The 18524-nt window shown below is 38.8% G+C and carries 12 protein-coding genes; 7 read left to right on the plus strand and 5 right to left on the minus strand.

Annotated elements, in window-relative coordinates; all coding sequences use genetic code 11:
* Window positions 1–52: 52 nt before the first annotated feature.
* The 3 genes from A6E04_RS12055 to gltB all read right to left on the minus strand — a co-directional run bounded on the left by A6E04_RS12055 (window position 53) and on the right by gltB (window position 6668).
* On the minus strand, window positions 53–484 hold the full coding sequence (locus A6E04_RS12055) for a DUF1499 domain-containing protein (RefSeq protein WP_065611518.1): 432 nt from the start codon (window positions 482–484) through the stop codon (window positions 53–55).
* Window positions 485–648: 164 nt separating this feature from the next.
* Window positions 649–2121 (minus strand): glutamate synthase subunit beta, encoded by a 1473-nt coding sequence (locus tag A6E04_RS12060; protein ID WP_065611520.1) that lies wholly within the window; start codon window positions 2119–2121, stop codon window positions 649–651.
* Entirely contained in the window at window positions 2121–6668 is a 4548-nt protein-coding gene (gltB, locus tag A6E04_RS12065) for a glutamate synthase large subunit (protein ID WP_065611522.1), read from the minus strand. Before gltB ends, A6E04_RS12060 begins: the two co-directional genes overlap by 1 nt.
* Before the next feature lie 566 nt (window positions 6669–7234).
* Here gltB and mnmL point away from each other — a divergent pair.
* The 3 genes from mnmL to A6E04_RS12080 are packed head-to-tail and all read left to right on the plus strand — an operon-like array spanning window position 7235 to window position 11054.
* Window positions 7235–8176 (plus strand): tRNA modification radical SAM protein MnmL/YtqA, encoded by a 942-nt coding sequence (mnmL, locus tag A6E04_RS12070; protein ID WP_065611524.1) that lies wholly within the window; start codon window positions 7235–7237, stop codon window positions 8174–8176.
* Window positions 8177–8231: 55 nt separating this feature from the next.
* On the plus strand, window positions 8232–10598 hold the full coding sequence (arcB, locus tag A6E04_RS12075; RefSeq protein ID WP_065611525.1) for an aerobic respiration two-component sensor histidine kinase ArcB: 2367 nt from the start codon (window positions 8232–8234) through the stop codon (window positions 10596–10598).
* 9 nt (window positions 10599–10607) lie between these two features.
* Complete coding sequence (locus A6E04_RS12080; RefSeq protein WP_017021359.1) at window positions 10608–11054, plus strand: hypothetical protein; 447 nt, start codon at window positions 10608–10610, stop codon at window positions 11052–11054.
* 74 nt (window positions 11055–11128) lie between these two features.
* Here the strand turns inward: A6E04_RS12080 and arcA are convergent, their stop codons facing one another.
* Window positions 11129–11848, minus strand: coding sequence for a two-component system response regulator ArcA (arcA, locus tag A6E04_RS12085; protein WP_012551029.1), 720 nt, complete (start codon window positions 11846–11848; stop codon window positions 11129–11131).
* A gap of 443 nt (window positions 11849–12291) precedes the next feature.
* Between arcA and A6E04_RS12090 the strand changes: the two genes are divergently transcribed.
* The 4 genes from A6E04_RS12090 to thrC all read left to right on the plus strand — a co-directional run bounded on the left by A6E04_RS12090 (window position 12292) and on the right by thrC (window position 17860).
* Window positions 12292–12768 (plus strand): putative 4-hydroxy-4-methyl-2-oxoglutarate aldolase, encoded by a 477-nt coding sequence (locus A6E04_RS12090; protein ID WP_065611527.1) that lies wholly within the window; start codon window positions 12292–12294, stop codon window positions 12766–12768.
* A 394-nt stretch (window positions 12769–13162) separates the two neighbouring features.
* Window positions 13163–15622 (plus strand): bifunctional aspartate kinase/homoserine dehydrogenase I, encoded by a 2460-nt coding sequence (thrA, locus tag A6E04_RS12095; RefSeq protein ID WP_017021357.1) that lies wholly within the window; start codon window positions 13163–13165, stop codon window positions 15620–15622.
* Between the two features lies 1 nt (window position 15623).
* A complete protein-coding gene (gene thrB, locus A6E04_RS12100; RefSeq protein ID WP_012551026.1) occupies window positions 15624–16580 on the plus strand; it encodes a homoserine kinase in 957 nt (318 codons plus the stop codon).
* A complete protein-coding gene (gene thrC, locus A6E04_RS12105) occupies window positions 16577–17860 on the plus strand; it encodes a threonine synthase (protein ID WP_065611529.1) in 1284 nt (427 codons plus the stop codon). The genes thrB and thrC overlap by 4 nt, the downstream gene beginning before the upstream one ends.
* 155 nt (window positions 17861–18015) lie before the next feature.
* Here thrC and grcA read toward each other — a convergent pair whose 3' ends face one another.
* On the minus strand, window positions 18016–18393 hold the full coding sequence (gene grcA / locus A6E04_RS12110) for an autonomous glycyl radical cofactor GrcA (protein ID WP_012551024.1): 378 nt from the start codon (window positions 18391–18393) through the stop codon (window positions 18016–18018).
* Window positions 18394–18524: the final 131 nt, after the last annotated feature.

An 18524-nucleotide genomic window follows, 5' to 3' on the forward strand; every position in this document is an offset into this window, starting at 1 on the left:
GCTTTTTTACGTCTGTATAAAAACAGAAGTAGTGAAATTTAAATGGGTTTATTTATTGAGTAATTAGCCCTTGTTTTAATAAAAGAGATCTTAATTTCTTAACACGCTTTTTATTTACATCAAAATCAGAATGTCCTGTACGTGACTCTGAACGTACAATTAGAGTATTCCCTGAAATTCGTAATTCTAAGTCATCTACGAAGCGAAAAAGTAAACTAGTGCATTCAATATGAATGTAATCATTGTTTATGTTTACAACTTTAGCTCCTTTTAAATGTTGAGCAACATTAGATATATTTTTAATATTTGCTGTGCTGGTTAATATAAATGGAGCTGCGGAAAAGCTTTCTCTATTTTCTAGCGTTGAGACGCAATTTGGTTTGTCACCACATGGCTTTGTTGATTTATCCATGACTACGTCGCTCCTTTGGCTACAAGCTGATAAAGTAAGTATTATAAATATAGGAATGAGTGATCTTTTCATAAATAATAAGCTTCTATTTTAGTTATAGATATTAGAAATGTTAAGTAAGTATAAAACAAGCCCGTGAATTGTTGAATTTTTGTTTATTGAATTTACTATAAAAAAGGCCAACATCGAAATGTTGGCCAAAGGTTTGGAAGGAACCTGAATTTAATTGCGAAAGATTATGATGCTGATAGCATTAGAGAGCCAGCTTTCGCTTCTAAGTTTGTATTCCCCATAAGATAAGCGTCGACTTCACGCGCACATTCACGACCTTCATTAATACAACGTACAATTAATGATTGCCCTGTACGCATATCACCTGCAGCAAAAACACCTTTTTGGTTAGTAGAAAAACCATTGGTAGCAACGTTGCCACGATCATCAAGTTTAATATCTAATTGAGCTAGAACACCTGTAGGTTCTGGGTGTAAAAATCCCATAGCTAAGAAAGCTTGATCACATGGTATAACTCGCTCACTATTTGCTACTTCGTTAAAACCAGGTCGCTCTCCAGGTTTGGCATCTTGCCAAACGATATCAGCAATACGGAGGCCGGTGACATTACCCTCATCATCAGAGATAAACTCTTTAGTTAAAATGTTCCAATGACGCTCACAGCCTTCTTCGTGGGAAGTCGTTGTTTTCATGATCATTGGGTATTGAGGCCAAGGCATATTCGCTGGGCGCTTTTCTGGTGGAATAGGCATTATCTCAACTTGAGTAATGCTTGCCGCACCATGACGGTTAGAAGTACCAACGCAATCTGATCCTGTATCGCCACCACCGATAACGACAACATGTTTATCTTTTGCATGGATCTCTTTTGTTTTAAGATCCATATCATTCGCTCGGCGGTTGTTTTGACTTAGGAATTCCATTGCAAAATGAACCCCATTTAATTCACGACCAGGAATAGGAAGATCCCTTGGTACTGTTGAACCTCCAGTCAGTAATACAACATCAAAATCTTGGCGCAGTTGTTGAGCATTAATTGAAACGCCAATATGTGCATTTACTTCAAACTTAATACCGGCTTCGGCCATTAAATTGATCTTTCGATCAATGATATCCATTCCTAGTTTGAAATCAGGAATACCGAAACGTAATAAGCCACCAACTTTCTCATCTCGTTCAAAAACAGTGACTGAATGGCCTGCACTATTGATTTGCTCTGCAGCAGCTAAGCCGGCAGGACCTGAACCAATAATCGCGACAGTTTTTCCTGTACGGGAACGAGGCTTTTTCGGTTGCGCGTATCCTTCACGATACGCAGTCTCAACGATTGTTTTTTCAATATTACAGATTGTGATTGGATCTTGATTGATCCCTAATACACATGCACTTTCACAAGGAGCAGGGCATACACGGCCTGTAAATTCAGGAAAGTTATTTGTTGAGCTTAGAATGTGCCAAGCTTCTTCCCAGCTATCGCGATATACGGCATCGTTAAATTCCGGAATGATGTTCCCAATAGGGCATCCGTTATGACAAAACGGAACACCACAATCCATACAGCGAGATGCTTGCGTATTGATTTTATCGCCAAATTCTTCGTTTAAGACAAATTCTTTATTATCTTGAATTCGAACAATTGGTTCTAATTTTTTTGGTAACTCACGACCATTTTCTAAAAAACCTGTAGGCTTGCCCATTATACTGCCTCCACTTCTTCCATTTGCGCGTGTAGTGCTTCAGTCTTACGCTTTTGAAGTACCGCTTTATAGTCTCGCGGCATAACTTTAGCCAGAGAGGCTAAATTTACTTCAAAATTACTTAAGAAAGACTTTGCTACTTCACTTCCTGTGAATTCAACATGCTTAGCTAGCATTTTATGTAAAAGATCTTTATCTTCTTGTTCGATTGGGTCTAGGTCAACAAGTTCTTGGTTTAACTTTGATTCAAAGTCTCCTGACTGATCCCAAACATACGCTACACCACCACTCATTCCAGCGGCAAAGTTGCGGCCGGTTGAGCCAAGGATAATCGCGACACCGCCCGTCATGTATTCACAACCATGGTCACCAACACCTTCCACTACAACACTTGCCCCAGAGTTTCGAACACAGAAACGCTCGCCTGCCATTCCTCGAATGTAAGACTCGCCAGAGGTGGCACCATAGAAACAAACGTTACCAACAACAATGTTATCTTCAGCTACAATACTTGATCTTGTGTCTGGATAAAGTACGAGTGTACCTCCTGATAACCCTTTGCCCCAGTAGTCATTTGCGTCACCTTCTACTTCAAATTTGACGCCTTTCGCTAAGAATGCTCCTAAACTTTGACCCGCGGAACCATTAAATTTCACATTCATTGGTTGCGGTAATCCTTGGTCTTTATAGACTTTAGATATTTCATTTGAAAGCATCGTTCCGACACTTCGGTCAGTATTTAGAATATCAAACTCTGCATTAACTGATTTACCTTCTTCGAGTGCTGGTTTTGCAAGTTTTATGAGTTTGCGGTCCAATACATCTTCAAGATTATGCTGTTGTTTTATTTGATTGAAAATACCATCTTCAGCACGAGGTTGTTCTACATGAAGTACTGGTGATAAATCTAAGTTTTTATATTTCCAATGACCAATATCGTCACGAACCTTAAGTTTGTGAGATTGACCAACCATGTCTTCAATAGAGCGGAAACCAAGTTCAGCCATAACTTCGCGAAGGCCTTCAGCCATATATTGGAAGAAAGTAACAACGTCTTCTACGCGACCATCAAAACGCTCACGTAATGTTTTATTCTGTGTTGCAATACCAACAGGGCAAGTGTTTTTATGACACTTACGCATCATGATACAACCTTCAACAACAAGAGCTGCCGTCGCTACACCCCACTCTTCGGCACCCAGAAGTGTTGCTACCGCAAGATCTCGAGGTGTTTTCATTTGGCCATCAGACTGAACAACGATACGGTTACGTAAACCATTCTTCAGTAATGTTTGGTGTGTTTCAGCTAGACCTAACTCCCACGGTAAGCCTGTGTGACGAATAGAGGACATCGGAGATGCACCAGTACCACCATCAAAGCCTGCAATAAGTACTACGTCAGCTTTTGCTTTAGCAACACCAGAGGCGATAGTACCAACACCTGCTTCAGACACTAACTTAACGTTAACGCGGCCTTTACGGTTTGCATTTTTAAGATCGTAGATAAGTTGTGCTAAATCTTCAATTGAATAAATATCATGATGTGGCGGTGGTGAAATAAGTCCAACGCCTGGAGTTGAGTGGCGAGTTGCCCCAATCCAATCGTCGACTTTATCTCCAGGTAACTGTCCTCCTTCTCCTGGTTTTGCACCTTGAGCCATCTTAATTTGCAATTCATCGGCGTTGGTCAGGTAGTAAGAGGTAACACCAAATCGACCAGATGCAACTTGTTTGATTGCAGAGCGCTCCCAGTCACCATTTTCTTTTTTCTCAAAGCGAATAGGGTCTTCACCACCTTCACCTGAGTTAGATTTCGCACCGATACGGTTCATTGCAACAGCAAGTGTTGAATGTGCTTCGTGTGAGATAGAACCGAACGACATAGCGCCAGTTGCAAAACGTTTAAGAATATTCTCTATTGGTTCCACTTCCTCTAAAGGAATAGAGCCCGCTGGGTTTTTAATAAAGGCTAATTGGCTACGCAGTGTTGCTGCATTGTCACCTTGGTCATCAACCGCTTGGGTATATTTCTTAAATTGTTCGTAATCTTTATTACGTGTTGATTCTTGCAGTAGTGAGATGGTTTCTGGATTGAATAAATGCTTCTCACCACGTTGTTTCCATTGGTAAACACCACCAACATCAAGTACTTGAACTGGGATTTCTCGAGTAGAGTAGCCAATACGGTGACGGATAAGCACTTCTTTTGCTATATCATCAATAGTAAGGCCTTGAATACGAGAAACAGTACCTGTGAAGTACTTGTCAACAACGGATTTACTAATGCCTAATGCTTCAAATATTTGAGCACCATGGTATGACTGTAATGTTGAAATCCCCATTTTTGAGAAGATCTTAAGCAGACCGCCATTAACCCCTTTACGGTAATTATCAAATAGTTCTTTTGGATGAAGTGTTGGATCGAGTTTCTTAACGCGTTGAAGTTCAACAATCGTTTCAATGACTAAGTATGGGTTAACTGCATTCGCACCATAACCAACGAGTGTTGCAAAGTGGTGTGTTTCACGTGCATCCCCCGTTTCTATAACGATGTCACATTTAGCTCGTAATCCTTTACGAATTAAGTGGTGATGAACGGCGCCCACAGCAAGCATTGCAGGAATCGCGGCATGGTTAGAGTTTACAGCGCGGTCAGTCAGTAGAATAATAGAATAACCATCATTTACCGCATCTTCAGCGTATTGGCAGATGCGTTTTAGTGCACGTTCTAATTTACCCGACTCTTCACTTGCTTGGAATACGATATCAAGTGTCTTTGCTTGTAGGTGTTCATTATCAATCGCACGCAATTTTTCTAATTCAGAATTCGACAGAACAGGGGATTCAAGTTCTACTTTTTGACAATGCTCAGGGGTTTCAGCAAGTAAGTTTTGATCTTTACCTAGGTAAGTATTAAGTGACATAACCATACGCTCACGGATCGGGTCGATCGGTGGGTTAGTTACTTGTGCAAATAATTGCTTAAAGTAGTTAGATAAATGCTGAGATTGATGCGAAAGAATCGCTAATGGCCAATCTGCACCCATTGCAGTTAATGGCTCATAAGCCGTTTTCGCTAATGGTAGAATAATTTCATTAACTTCTTCAGAGGTAACACCAAACGCCTGTTGACGATTGAGTAGACGTTCTGGAGAAGGTTGGCTGTATTGGTTCGTTGCTTCAGGTAGTTTTTTCAAACTAAGCAGGTTTTCTTCAACCCATTTTTCATAAGGTTGTGAGTTTGCAATGCCATCTTTTACTTCTTCATCAGAAATAATACGACCTTGCTCTAAGTCAGCAACAAAAATACGGCCTGGTTGTAAGCGTCCACGGAACTCAATATTTTCTGGGGCTATTTTTACTACGCCAGATTCAGATGCCATAACAAGGAAGTCATCTTTTGTTACCGTATAGCGAGAAGGGCGAAGACCATTACGGTCAAGCGTTGCACCTACTTGAACTCCATCGGTAAAACAAACAGAGGCGGGGCCATCCCATGGTTCCATTACGTTGGCGTGATATTGATAAAATGCACGACGAGTCGGGTCCATGTTTTTATTTTCTTGCCATGCTTCAGGGATCATCATCATTAATGCATGTGGCAAGCTACGACCAGAAAGAACAAGTAATTCTAATGCCATATCAAAGTTAGATGAATCTGAACTGCCTTCCTGACAAATAGGAAGTAGCATGTCCATTTCTTGTTGGCTAAAGAGATCTGATTCAATGATCGCTTCACGGGCTTTCATCCAGTTCAAATTACCACGAACAGTATTGATTTCACCATTATGAGCAATGTAACGGAATGGTTGAGCTAGGCGCCAACGAGGAAATGTATTGGTTGAAAAGCGAGAATGGACTAGAGCTAAAGCAGTGACCATTGATGGATTTTGTAAATCTAAGAAATATTGAGGTACTTGCTCTGTAGTTAACTGGCCTTTGTATACTAAGGTTTTGTATGATAATGAGTTAATGTAGAAATCATCACCGATGTTGGAAATACTTTCTAAACAAACACGAACTGTATAGTTACGAAGAACATACAATTTACGTTCTAATTCTGCGGGATCCATTGATGGACCACCAGAAATAAAGACGTGTTCAAATTGAGGTTCGGTACTTAGAGGATCATTACCTAGCATTGAGTTATCGACAGGTAATATACGATATCCAAGAATTTCCAAATCAAGACGTTGAGCGTTACGCTCTAAAATATCTCTACATTGTTGACGTTTGTATTCATCTTTTGGAAAAAGAACAACGCCAATACCGTATTTATCAAAAGAAGGTATTTTAATACTAAGTTTAACGGCTTCTTCTAATAAAAACTCATGAGGTTTTTGTAATAAAATACCTGCGCCATCACCACTGCATGGATCACAGCCTTGGCCACCACGGTGCTCCATACGCGCTAGCATATCAAGTGCTTGAGTTACCACATCATGAGATTTACGGTTTTTAAGGTGAGCGACAAAACCGATACCACATGCATCATGCTCCAATTCCGGAGTATACATGCCCTGTGCACTTTGCTCTCTATCTACCATAGATACATCCTTCCAGTATTATACAGACACAACTTTTCTACGTAAGTTTCTGTCTAGTCCTTTGCTAATCTTCAATCGAACTTGCTGTGAGTTAGTCTCAAGAGGTAGCAAGTTTGAATCCATTCTGGTGTTTGCTGGCATCACTTAATATGACGTGCAAACTAACCCAATCCATTGTGATATCTATCAAATACATTTTTATCCGTTGTATTTGTTGTCTGAGGGTAGATACCACTATCGAAAAGCCCCAATAATCTATTGGTGGCAAATTAAACTATTTAACGATGTAACTATCCTACATTTTTGTCATATTAAATACCAACTAAAGTTGCACGTAATGTTTACTTTTTTCACACTAAATGCATAAGTATTTATAATAAATGGCCTTTTTTTGCGTTTAATCGCTACTTTATGCGCCTTTTGTTGATATAAATTAGAATAGCGTATGATTTTTTTCGTTATTATTTACGGTCTTTTTTTACAATCGAGTTAGCAACTTTCATAAATAGAACTGAGACTTCTTTTTATTTATGAACTAAGTCTTTGATTTATTATTGGTTACCGCAATGCAACTTCATGAACTAGCAAATACATTCGGACAAGATTTACAACGTCGTTATGGTGAAAAGGTACATAAACTGACACTCCATGGTGGTTTTAGTTGCCCCAATAGAGATGGAACGATTGGAAAAGGGGGGTGTACCTTTTGTAACGTCGCCTCATTTTCTGATGAACAAGAGCAGTTTAAAGCGATTCATGAGCAGCTAGCAGATAGAGCAGGAGAAGTTAAGCGTGCGAAAAAGTATCTTGCCTACTTTCAAGCTTATACTAATACATTTGCAGAGGTCCAAGTACTCAAGAATATGTATGAAGAAGCGTTGAATGCCGCCAATATTGTTGGTTTGTGTGTTGGCACGCGGCCTGATTGTGTGCCTGATGCGGTATTAGAATTACTAAAAGGGTATGTTGATGACGGATATGAGGTTTGGCTTGAACTTGGACTTCAAACGGCTAATGATAAAACCTTAAAGCGCATTAATCGTGGGCATGATTTTGCTTGCTATGACACGATTACGCGTAAAGCTAGATTGTTAGGAATTAAGATTTGTACTCACCTTATTATAGGGTTGCCTGGTGATACGAGAGAAGACAATCTTGAAACACTTAATAAAGTATTAGAAACCGGAACTGATGGAATAAAATTACACCCGCTGCATATCGTAGAGGGAAGTACGATGGCTAAAGCATGGCGTGCTGGTAAAATAGAAGCGCCAACAATGGAAGATTATATTAATGTTGCTTCTGAAATTATTCGTTTAACTCCTCCTGATATTATTTATCATCGTGTATCAGCGACAGCAAGAAGGCCAACATTACTTTCACCAATGTGGTGTGAGCCTCGCTGGTTAGGGCTAACTAATGTAGGTATGGCTCTTAATAAAGATGGAGCGCAAGGTTCTTTGATTAATACGCCTTTCAAATACACGATCCCAGTGTTGAAAAAATAACTCAAACAGAATGAACCCTGATATTATTCATATTGAATATTATCAGGGTGTATCTATGAAGCAGTTAAAAATTCTTGCGCAGTTTTATGTCGATCTTATGGTTAGGCTTGGGATCGTCCGTTTTAGTCTCTTACTTGCCATCGCTCTTGTTGCTTTAGCTGTCATTGTTCAAGTTGGGGTGACTCTCGTCTTGAGTGGTGAAGTTAATGATTTAGACATTGTACGATCTGTTTTTTTTGGTTTACTGATCACTCCTTGGGCTGTTTTCTTTTTATCAGTAGTCGTTGAACACTTAGAAGATTCTCGCCAACGCTTATCTAAATTGGTTGGTAAATTAGAAGAAATGAGAACTCGTGATCTTGATTTAAATAAAAAATTAAAAGGTAATGTCAAAAAACTGAATCAAGAAATAGAAGAGCGAGAAAAAGCAGAAGAGGCTCGCCAAGAAGCGATGGGGGATTTGGAAAATGAGGTCTTTCATCGAGAAAAAGCACAATTAGAATTAGCTGAGCAAACTGCGTTATTGCGATCTTACCTTGATACTTCCCCCGATATAATTTATTACCGTAATGAATTAGGTTTTTTCTCTGGTTGTAATAAAGCCATGGAGGACCTCATCGGTAAATCTGAAAAAGAACTGATTGGGTTGTCACCTAAAGATGTTTATAGCATTGAAGTCGCGACTAAAGTCATTGATACCGATAGACAAGTTCTTAAAGAGAACCAAGCATTAACGTATGAACAATGGCTTGATTATCCTGATGGTAGAAAAGCGTGTTTTGAATTAAGCAAAATCCCTTTTTATAGTAAAGATGGTCGTCACTTAGGTTTGGTTGGTTTTGGACGAAACATAACGGATCGTAAAAGTTACGAAGAGGCCCTAGAAAAAGCCAGTCGTGACAAAACAACATTTATATCAACAATCAGTCATGAATTACGAACACCACTTAATGGTATTGTCGGATTAAGTCGTATGCTGCTTGATACCCGCCTTGATGATGAACAGCATAATTATATGCGAACAATTAATGTCAGTGCGATCACTTTGGGTAATATATTTAACGATATTATTGATATGGATAAATTTGATCGCCGTAGATTAGAGCTATTACCTAAGCCTCTTGATTTTATTAGTTTTGTTACTGAAATGGAAAATATATCAGGATTAATGGCAGAACAAAAAGGGCTGCGTTTTGATCTAGAAAGACTGACGATCCTTCCCGCGCATATCTGTGTTGATAGTACTCGTTTACGACAAGTTCTTTGGAATTTAATCGGGAATGCGACTAAATTCACGAAAGAAGGCGGAGTTGTGATGTCCGTGAGTGCCGATATACACGGTGACAATGCAGATATAACTTTTGAAGTGGAAGATTCAGGAATTGGGATCCCTGAGTCTGAATTAGAAAATGTGTTTGCTATGTATTATCAAGTGAAACAAGGCAAAGATAATTTACATGCAGTAGGAACTGGTATTGGTTTAGCGGTATCTAAAGAATTAATTAACTTGATGGGAGGGGACATTACAGTAACCAGTGATGTCGGATTTGGTAGTACGTTTATTGTCTCCATCAACGTCCCCTTGGTTGATCATGTTGAAGAAGAAGAAGCAATGCCTGAGATGAAAAGTGCAAAATCTTTGCGAATTTTTATGCTTGAGGATATTGAACTGAATATTACTGTCGCTCGTTCGTTGCTTGAAAGTTTAGGTCATACCGTCGATGTGGCTATGTGTGGTGAAGATGCAATCAATCAATTTGATCCCACAAACTATGATTTAGCGTTATTAGATATTCAATTACCTGACATGACTGGATTTGATGTCGCTCAAATACTTAGAGAAAAATATGAGGAATTACCACCGTTAGTTGCTTTAACGGCTAATTTATTAAAAGAAAAAGACGAGTACTTTGAAAAAGGTATGGATGAAGCCATCAGCAAACCGTTAAGTGTTAAAGCGTTAACTGAAGTACTTGAACTGTTCTCTATCTCCGATGAAAAAGAGAGAGAGAAAGAAAATAAAGTGGCTCAAGTTAAAACGGCAGAACAACTTGAGAGTGAGCATTTAATTGATACTTTACTCGATTTAGAAATGCTTGAGTCGTACATCGAGATAGTTGGTACAAAACCTATTTATACCAGCATCGAAATGTTTGAAAGCAGTATGAAAGAATATATTCAAATACTTGATTCAAACATGACAGCACGAGATCAAGATGGCATTGTATTTGAGACTCATAAAATGAAAGGGGCTGCGGGATCCATTGGTCTAAAGCATATTCAACAAGTGGCCCAAAAAGCACAGTCTCCAGATTTACCAGCGTGGTGGGAGAATATTGATGATTGGGTTGAAGAAATTAAAAATGAATATGAAAATGATATTCAAGTACTAAAAAGTTGGTTAAAGCAGCGACAAAATTAAGGAACTATAATGAAAAGAATAATGATAGTAACCGCAGTCATAATCGGACTTGCTGGTTGTCAGATGACTTCTGAAGACAACATCGATTGGCAGCAAGATAACCAAGTTGAGTTAATGAATTCAAAAATAGAATTAAACTCAGCGGTTTGGATTGACGAAATGCCAAGTGTTGGCAGTGAAGAAGATGAAAGTAAGCTGAATTTAGCACTGACACTGACTTCAAATCAGGTTATAGACCCTGATATTGAGATCGTCGAGGTGGTTATTCGTCAAGGTGAAGAGTCGTGGGTGATTGATGAAGAAGAATATGATGTGCGCGTTAATAACAACCATTCTTGGGAAATAGCAGCGAAATCATTTCATGTATTGGATGCAAGTAAGCCGCTGGATATTGCTGTTCAAGTTAATGATGAATGGATAATTCAAACTAATGTGTCGGTTGATACTGTGTATTAATTTAATACCGGATACAAAAATGCCCCGCCTATCTAAATAGAGCGGGGCATTTTTATTTCAGAAAGAGTTAACTATTATAACTCTTCTAGATCACCACAAAAACGGTAACCTTCACCATGAATAGTAGCGATAATCTCAGGAGTATCTGTTACTGATTCAAAATGCTTACGGATGCGACGAATAGTTACATCAACAGTACGATCATGAGGTTTTAGCTCACGGCCTGTCATTTTTTTCAATAAGTCAGCACGAGTCTGAATTTTACCTGGGTTTTCACAGAAGTGAAGTAAGGCACGGAATTCAGAGCGAGGAAGCTTGTAGCTTTCACCGCTTGGGCTAACTAGAGAGCGGCTGTTGATTTCAACAGTCCAACCATTGAATGTATAACGCTCAACCAGTTTTTTATCTTCAACGGCTGTGCTTTGATTCATTGAACGAGTCAATAAGTTACGTGCACGAATAGTCAGCTCGCGAGGATTAAATGGTTTTGTGATGTAATCATCAGCACCGATTTCTAATCCTAAAATCTTATCAACTTCATTGTCTCTACCTGTAAGGAACATAAGAGCCATATCACCACGTTCGCGAAGTTCACGAGCAAGAAGAAGGCCATTTTTTCCTGGAAGGTTGATGTCCATAATCACAAGATTAAGCTGTTGTTCAGAAAGCACAGTGTGCATTTCTTCACCATCGCTTGCTTCGAATACATTGTAGCCTTCTGCTTCAAAAATGCTTTTTAGTGTATTACGAGTAACGTGTTCATCTTCAACGATTAGGATCTGAGGGGTTTGCATGGGCGGTACCTAACTAACTGATTAAAGTCAAAAGTAGAATTAACGATGTTAATTCTATAATAAAAAATTTACAAATAGGAAATAGACTCTTCAATCGTAGACTAAAATATATATTGAAGAATAGAAACCTAAACGGCACGCCATCCTTGGTTGTCATTGAATATATAATCAATAACATGATAAAGCTCTAATTTTTTGAATTAGTATCTAAAACTTGATTAGAAGATAGATTTTAATCCCTTAACACCACTCTAACAATAAGCGATTTTTATTTCCATACATTTTATTGATTTAGGTCAATAGCAATCGATACCACTAGAGTGTAGTAATAAATGTAGGAACATATCTATAGTAAAATTGTAAATTTTTATGCGATTTATGGAGATGTAATACTTGCTAATGTTGTTAAGCAGGTTTGTTTTAATAAAAAAGGAGAATATAAAATGGATTTATTGCCTGATATTTGTGATCAATTTGAAGACAGCGTTCAACTTATTGATGTCGAATTTAAAGATTTTGGTGGTCGAGCGTGTTTTTATGGTGAGATTGTCACTGTACGTTGCTATCAAGATAATTCACTTGTGCGTGAAGTATTGCAGCAAAATGGTAAAGGTAAAGTACTCTTTATTGATGGCAATGGCTCGTGCCAAAAAGCACTTCTTGGCGATCAAGTTGCACTACTTGCTGTAAATAATCAGTGGGAAGGTGTGATCGTATATGGGGCTATTCGTGATGTCGGTGAAATAAGAACAATGCCACTAGGAGTCAAGGCATTGGGCACATCACCATTTAAAACAGAAAAACGAGGCGCTGGAGAGCAACAAGTGTCAATTACGGTTAATACTCAAGTTATCCCACCTGGGGATTATATCTACGCAGATCTCAATGGTGTCTTGATAAGCAAAGAATTATTAATTTAATTGCAAAAACTAAATTCTTGTTTAATAGATTATATTCAATAACTTGCAACGATATATTCTTCTTTTGTTATGTAAATGAGTAAATTTATCATTGACTTGTTAGAGGGAAGTAAGGTAGTTATTGTATATCGAAAACATTTATTTTAGAGTTTTTATTATATGTTCATTATCAGCTCAATGATTATTACCACAACAATTACCGGCACCATGGTTGCTGGGGTGGGCTGATACGCATAAGTATTTTAAAGAAGCCCGCACTGATTATCAGAGCGGGCTTTTTTTTGCAATTTAGTTACTAATTCTTAACTGCATTCTTTCATTATTTACTGAAACGTTTATCATGCTAGAAGCAGTAAGGATACTGCAGTAACACTCGTTTTTAGGGAGGATAGAGATGCGAGTATTAAAGTTTGGTGGTTCATCATTAGCAGATTCAGATCGTTTTTTACGTGCCGCAGATATCATTGCCAATAATGCGCAACAGCAAGATGTTTCTGTTGTTTTATCGGCACCGGGTAAGGTAACGAATAAGTTAGTTTCAGTCGTTGATAACGTATTAACGAATGGAGAAGCTGAGTTACAAATTTCAGAATTAGAAGCTGTTTTTATTCAGTTGTTTGATGGTATTTCTACCGCACTTCCACAAGTCGATCTTAAAACGCTTGAAAATAAGCTAAAAGATTCACTTTCTCAACTTCGTCAATATGTGCATGGTATTAGTTTATTAGGTATGTGCCCTGATAATGTCTATGCAAAAATCATCAGTAAAGGCGAACGTATTTCAGTCGTTACAATGAAGGCGGTACTTGAAGCTAAAGGGCAACAAGCAAGCCTTATCGACCCAGTTAAATATCTTTATGCTCGTGGTAGTTTTTTAGAAGGTGCTGTTGATGTTGATATTTCGACGCTGAATTTTAAAAATGAACCTCTTCCTAAAGGGCACGTAAATATCATGCCTGGTTTTACTGCAGGGAATGAAAAAGGTGAATTGCTTACTTTAGGGCGTAACGGATCTGATTATTCAGCGGCGGTGCTTGCCGCTTGTCTTCGTGCCGAGTGTTGTGAGATTTGGACTGATGTTGATGGTGTTTATAACTGTGACCCTCGATTAGTTGATGATGCTCGTCTACTTAAGTCTTTAAGCTATCAAGAAGCAATGGAATTGTCGTATTTTGGGGCTTCAGTTTTACATCCTAAAACCATCGCACCTATTGCTCAATTTCATATTCCTTGCCTAATTAAAAACAGTTTTAACCCTCAAGGTCCAGGCACGCTTATTGGCCAAGATACAGGTGAAGATAATTTAGCCATTAAAGGGATTACGACATTAAGTAATTTAACGATGGTTAACGTCAGTGGCCCTGGCATGAAAGGCATGGTTGGTATGGCAAGCCGTGTATTTGGTGCAATGTCTACGGCTGGTATTTCTATTGTCTTAATTACTCAGTCTTCTTCTGAGTACAGTATCAGCTTTTGTATTGAGGCTGAGGATAAAGTACAAGCAGAGCAAGTATTACGCGAAGCGTTTGAATTAGAATTAAAAGACGGTTTATTAGAACCCGTTGAATTTATTAATGATGTTGCTATCGTAACGCTAGTTGGTGATGGTATGAGAACATCAAAAGGTGTGGCTTCTCAATTCTTTACATCATTAACAGAAGTGAACGTTAATATCATTGCTATTGCTCAAGGCTCTTCTGAGCGAGCTATTTCAGCCGTCATTCCTGAAGATAAAGTGTCTGAATCAATTAAAGCGTGTCACGAGAATCTCTTCAATAGTAAGCATTTCTTAGATGTTTTTGTCGTAGGTGTTGGTGGTGTTGGTGGTGAGTTAGTTGAACAAATTAAACGACAACAACCAAAGCTGTCTCAAAAAGGCATCGAAATTCGAGTTTGTGGCTTGGCAAATAGTCGAGGTCTATTATTGGACAGCAAAGGGATTTCACTGGACGGATGGCGTGACCGAATGGGTAATGCGACCGAAGAGTTTAGTCTTGCTCGTTTAATCTCATTGGTTCAGCGTAATCATATTATTAACCCTGTGATTATTGATTGTACGTCTGATCATGGTATTGCAGCTCAATATGTTGATTTTCTATCGGCAGGTTTCCACGTTATTACTCCGAATAAAAAATCGAACACTGATTCTATGGCCTATTACCATCAGTTACGTAATGCAGCACGTGCAACGCGACGTAAGTTTATGTATGAGACGACGGTTGGTGCAGGTTTACCCGTTATTGAAAACCTACAAAACTTAATTGCTGCTGGTGATGAGCTTGTAAAGTTTAATGGTATTCTATCCGGTTCTATGTCTTATATTTTTGGCAAGCTAGACGAAGGCATGTCATTAAGTGACGCTACGAATGTAGCGAAAACAAATGGCTTTACTGAGCCCGATCCTCGAGATGATTTATCGGGTATGGATGTGGCTCGAAAACTTCTTATTCTTGCTCGCGAATCTGGCCTTGAAATTGAATTAGATGACGTAGAGGTTGAACAAGCATTACCACCAGGCTTTGATGACTCAGGAACTATTGATGAATTCATGGCTCGTCTTCCTGAAGCGGATGCATATTTTGCTCAAGAGTCAGCTAAAGCCGCAGAGGAAGGAAAAGTATTACGTTATGTCGGTGAAATTTCAGAAGGGAAATGTAAGGTTCGAATTGCTGCCGTAGATGGTGATGATCCTATGTTTAAGATTAAAGACGGTGAAAATGCATTGGCATTCTACAGTCGTTACTATCAACCAATCCCATTGGTATTAAGAGGCTATGGCGCAGGAACAGAAGTAACTGCTGCTGGCGTATTCTCTGATCTTATGCGCACCCTTGGCTGGAAATTAGGAGTATAAAATGAGTGTTGTTGTTTATGCTCCGGCATCGATTGGTAATGTAAGTGTTGGGTTTGATGTACTTGGTGCAGCGGTTTCTCCTATTGATGGTTCGCTATTAGGAGATAGAGTTCTTGTTGAATCGGGTTCTGACGCTTTCACTCTTGCCACATCAGGTCGTTTTGTTGATAAATTGCCAGAAAATCCGCAAGACAATATTGTTTATGATTGTTGGAAAGTGTTTGCAAGAGAGCTTGAAACTAAAAACGTAACGTTAAAACCTATTCATATGGTACTAGAAAAAAACATGCCAATTGGTTCTGGTTTAGGCTCTAGTGCTTGCTCTATTGTTGCTGCACTTGATGCATTAAATCAGTTTCATGATAAACCATTAACTGAAATGGAGCTCCTTGCTCTAATGGGGGAGATGGAAGGACAGATATCAGGTGGGATTCACTATGATAATGTGGCGCCATGCTATCTTGGTGGTTTGCAATTAATGGTTGAAGAACTCGGTATTATTAGTCAAGAAGTCCCTTGTTTCGATGAATGGTATTGGGTGATGGCATACCCGGGTATTAAAGTATCAACGGCGGAAGCTCGTGAAATTCTACCTTCTCAATATCGTCGTCAAGATGTCATTGCTCATGGTCGAAATCTCGCAGGTTTTATTCATGCCTGTTATTCAAAGCAACCAGAGCTAGCCGCGAAAATGATCAAAGATGTGGTGGCTGAACCTTACCGTGAACGCTTATTACCTAATTTTGCTCAAGCTCGCGCTTATGCCGCCTCTGCAGGTGCATTAACAACAGGAATTTCTGGGTCAGGACCAACTCTATTTAGTATTTGTAAAGATAAAGATATTGCTGAAAGAGTATCTCGTTGGTTGCAAGATAATTACGTTCAAAATGACGAAGGATTTGTCCATGTTTGTCGTTTAGACAAGCAAGGTTCACAAGTAACAGGAAGTAAATTATGAAGTTGTACAACATAAAAGAAAACGATGAGAAAGTCTCTTTTGGCCAAGCAGTTCGCCAAGGTCTAGGTCGTAATCAAGGACTGTTTTTTCCATCTGAACTGCCTACGTTTGATGATATAGATGCACTTCTGGCCGACGATTTTATTTCCCGTAGTACTAAGATTTTATCTGCGTTTATTGGTGATGAATTGCCACAAGATACCGTTAGAAATATGGTTGAGAATGCATTTCAATTTCCCGCACCTATTCACGCAGTTAAAGATGGCGTTTATGCACTAGAATTATTTCACGGTCCAACATTAGCGTTTAAAGATTTTGGTGGCCGTTTTATGGCTCAGTCTTTAGCTGCAGTGACTGAAGGCAATGATAAAATTACGATTCTAACAGCGACATCTGGTGATACTGGAGCTGCTGTTGCTCATGCCTTTTATGGTATGGATAATATTAATGTCGTGATCTTATATCCGAAAGGTAAAATAAGCCCATTACAAGAAAAGCTATTTTGTACTCTGGGTGGCAATATTCATACCGTTGCGGTTGATGGTGACTTTGATGATTGTCAGGCATTGGTTAAGCAATCTTTTGATGATGCCGATTTACGTAAAGAAATTGGATTAAACTCAGCCAACTCAATTAATATTAGTCGTTTAATGGCTCAAATTTGTTACTACTTTGAAGCCGTTTCTCAGCTACCAAAAGAAAAGCGTGGTGATGTCGTTATTTCAGTACCAAGTGGTAATTTTGGTAACTTAACAGCGGGTTTATTAGCTAAGTCTTTAGGCTTACCTGTTAAACGCTTTATTGCTGCGACAAATGTAAATGATACGGTGCCACGTTATCTTGAAACGGGGCAATGGGAACCAAAAACAACGATTCCTACAATTTCAAATGCCATGGATGTGAGCCAACCAAATAACTGGCCTCGTATTGAAGAGCTTTGCCAACGTTTAGGCTGGGGGCTTGAAACGCTAGGTAAAGGTGCAGTCACTGATGCTCAGAGTGCAGAAACATTAAAAGAAATGCATGCAGAAGGCTACTTATGTGAACCTCATGGTGCGATAGCTTATCGTATTTTGAATGAGCAATTAGCTGAGGGTGAGATTGGCTTATTTTTATGTACAGCCCATCCCGCTAAGTTTAAAGAAGTTGTCGATGATATTTTAGGCGGAGATCTTGATCTTCCAGCGCCATTAGCGAAACATAATGCAATGGAGTTATTGTCTGAAGATCTTGCTAATAACTTTGATGATCTAAAAGAAGTATTGCGTAAAGTTCAATAAAGGCGAAAGCGATACGGTAATGGCATATGAATGGATATGCCATTAATAAAAAGCCTCTTAAATGCTAACTAGTTAGTCAGTATTTAAGAGGCTTTTATATAGAAAAACGGTACTCATGAGCAATGAGTGCCGTTTTTTATTTAGGAAAGTCTAGATTATAGAGTTTCTGTAAAAGTACGTGCGATAACGTCTTGTTGTTGCTCTGTTGTTAGAGAATTAAAACGTACAGCATAACCCGATACACGGATAGTTAACTGTGGGTATTTCTCTGGGTGCTTAACTGCGTCTTGTAATGTATCACGTTGCAGAACGTTAACATTTAGATGTTGGCCACCTTCAACTTTTGGTGCTTTTTCAATAGCAACGTCACGGCTTTCGTATTCGCCCAGTGCGCTTGTTGCAATAACTTGGTCAGCTTCAAAGCCTGAAGTTGCAACAACACAACGTGCTTCATTTTTCTCGCTATCTAGTAGCCAGATAGAGTTAAGAAGATCGTCATTTGCAGCTTTAGTAATTTGGATACCTGTGATCATTTTACTTTCTCCTAGTCCACTTTGTGGTTATTTTGTAAATATCTTATGGGTCACATTATATACATGATACCCTTACTTTGTATATTGATATAGGTCAAAAAACAACAAAAAGTGACAATTAATTCATCTTT

The sequence above is a fragment of the Aliivibrio logei genome, assembly GCF_001691055.1.
Taxonomy (GTDB): Bacteria; Pseudomonadota; Gammaproteobacteria; order Enterobacterales; family Vibrionaceae; genus Aliivibrio; species Aliivibrio salmonicida.

Coding starts and splice junctions, on each gene's coding strand:
- A6E04_RS12055 (WP_065611518.1), bottom strand. CDS start 484: ATGAAAAGATCACTCATTCCTATATTTATAATACTTACTTTATCAGCT.
- A6E04_RS12060 (WP_065611520.1), bottom strand. CDS start 2,121: ATGGGCAAGCCTACAGGTTTTTTAGAAAATGGTCGTGAGTTACCAAAA.
- gltB (WP_065611522.1), bottom strand. CDS start 6,668: ATGGTAGATAGAGAGCAAAGTGCACAGGGCATGTATACTCCGGAATTG.
- mnmL (WP_065611524.1), top strand. CDS start 7,235: ATGCAACTTCATGAACTAGCAAATACATTCGGACAAGATTTACAACGT.
- arcB (WP_065611525.1), top strand. CDS start 8,232: ATGAAGCAGTTAAAAATTCTTGCGCAGTTTTATGTCGATCTTATGGTT.
- A6E04_RS12080 (WP_017021359.1), top strand. CDS start 10,608: ATGAAAAGAATAATGATAGTAACCGCAGTCATAATCGGACTTGCTGGT.
- arcA (WP_012551029.1), bottom strand. CDS start 11,848: ATGCAAACCCCTCAGATCCTAATCGTTGAAGATGAACACGTTACTCGT.
- A6E04_RS12090 (WP_065611527.1), top strand. CDS start 12,292: ATGGATTTATTGCCTGATATTTGTGATCAATTTGAAGACAGCGTTCAA.
- thrA (WP_017021357.1), top strand. CDS start 13,163: ATGCGAGTATTAAAGTTTGGTGGTTCATCATTAGCAGATTCAGATCGT.
- thrB (WP_012551026.1), top strand. CDS start 15,624: ATGAGTGTTGTTGTTTATGCTCCGGCATCGATTGGTAATGTAAGTGTT.
- thrC (WP_065611529.1), top strand. CDS start 16,577: ATGAAGTTGTACAACATAAAAGAAAACGATGAGAAAGTCTCTTTTGGC.
- grcA (WP_012551024.1), bottom strand. CDS start 18,393: ATGATCACAGGTATCCAAATTACTAAAGCTGCAAATGACGATCTTCTT.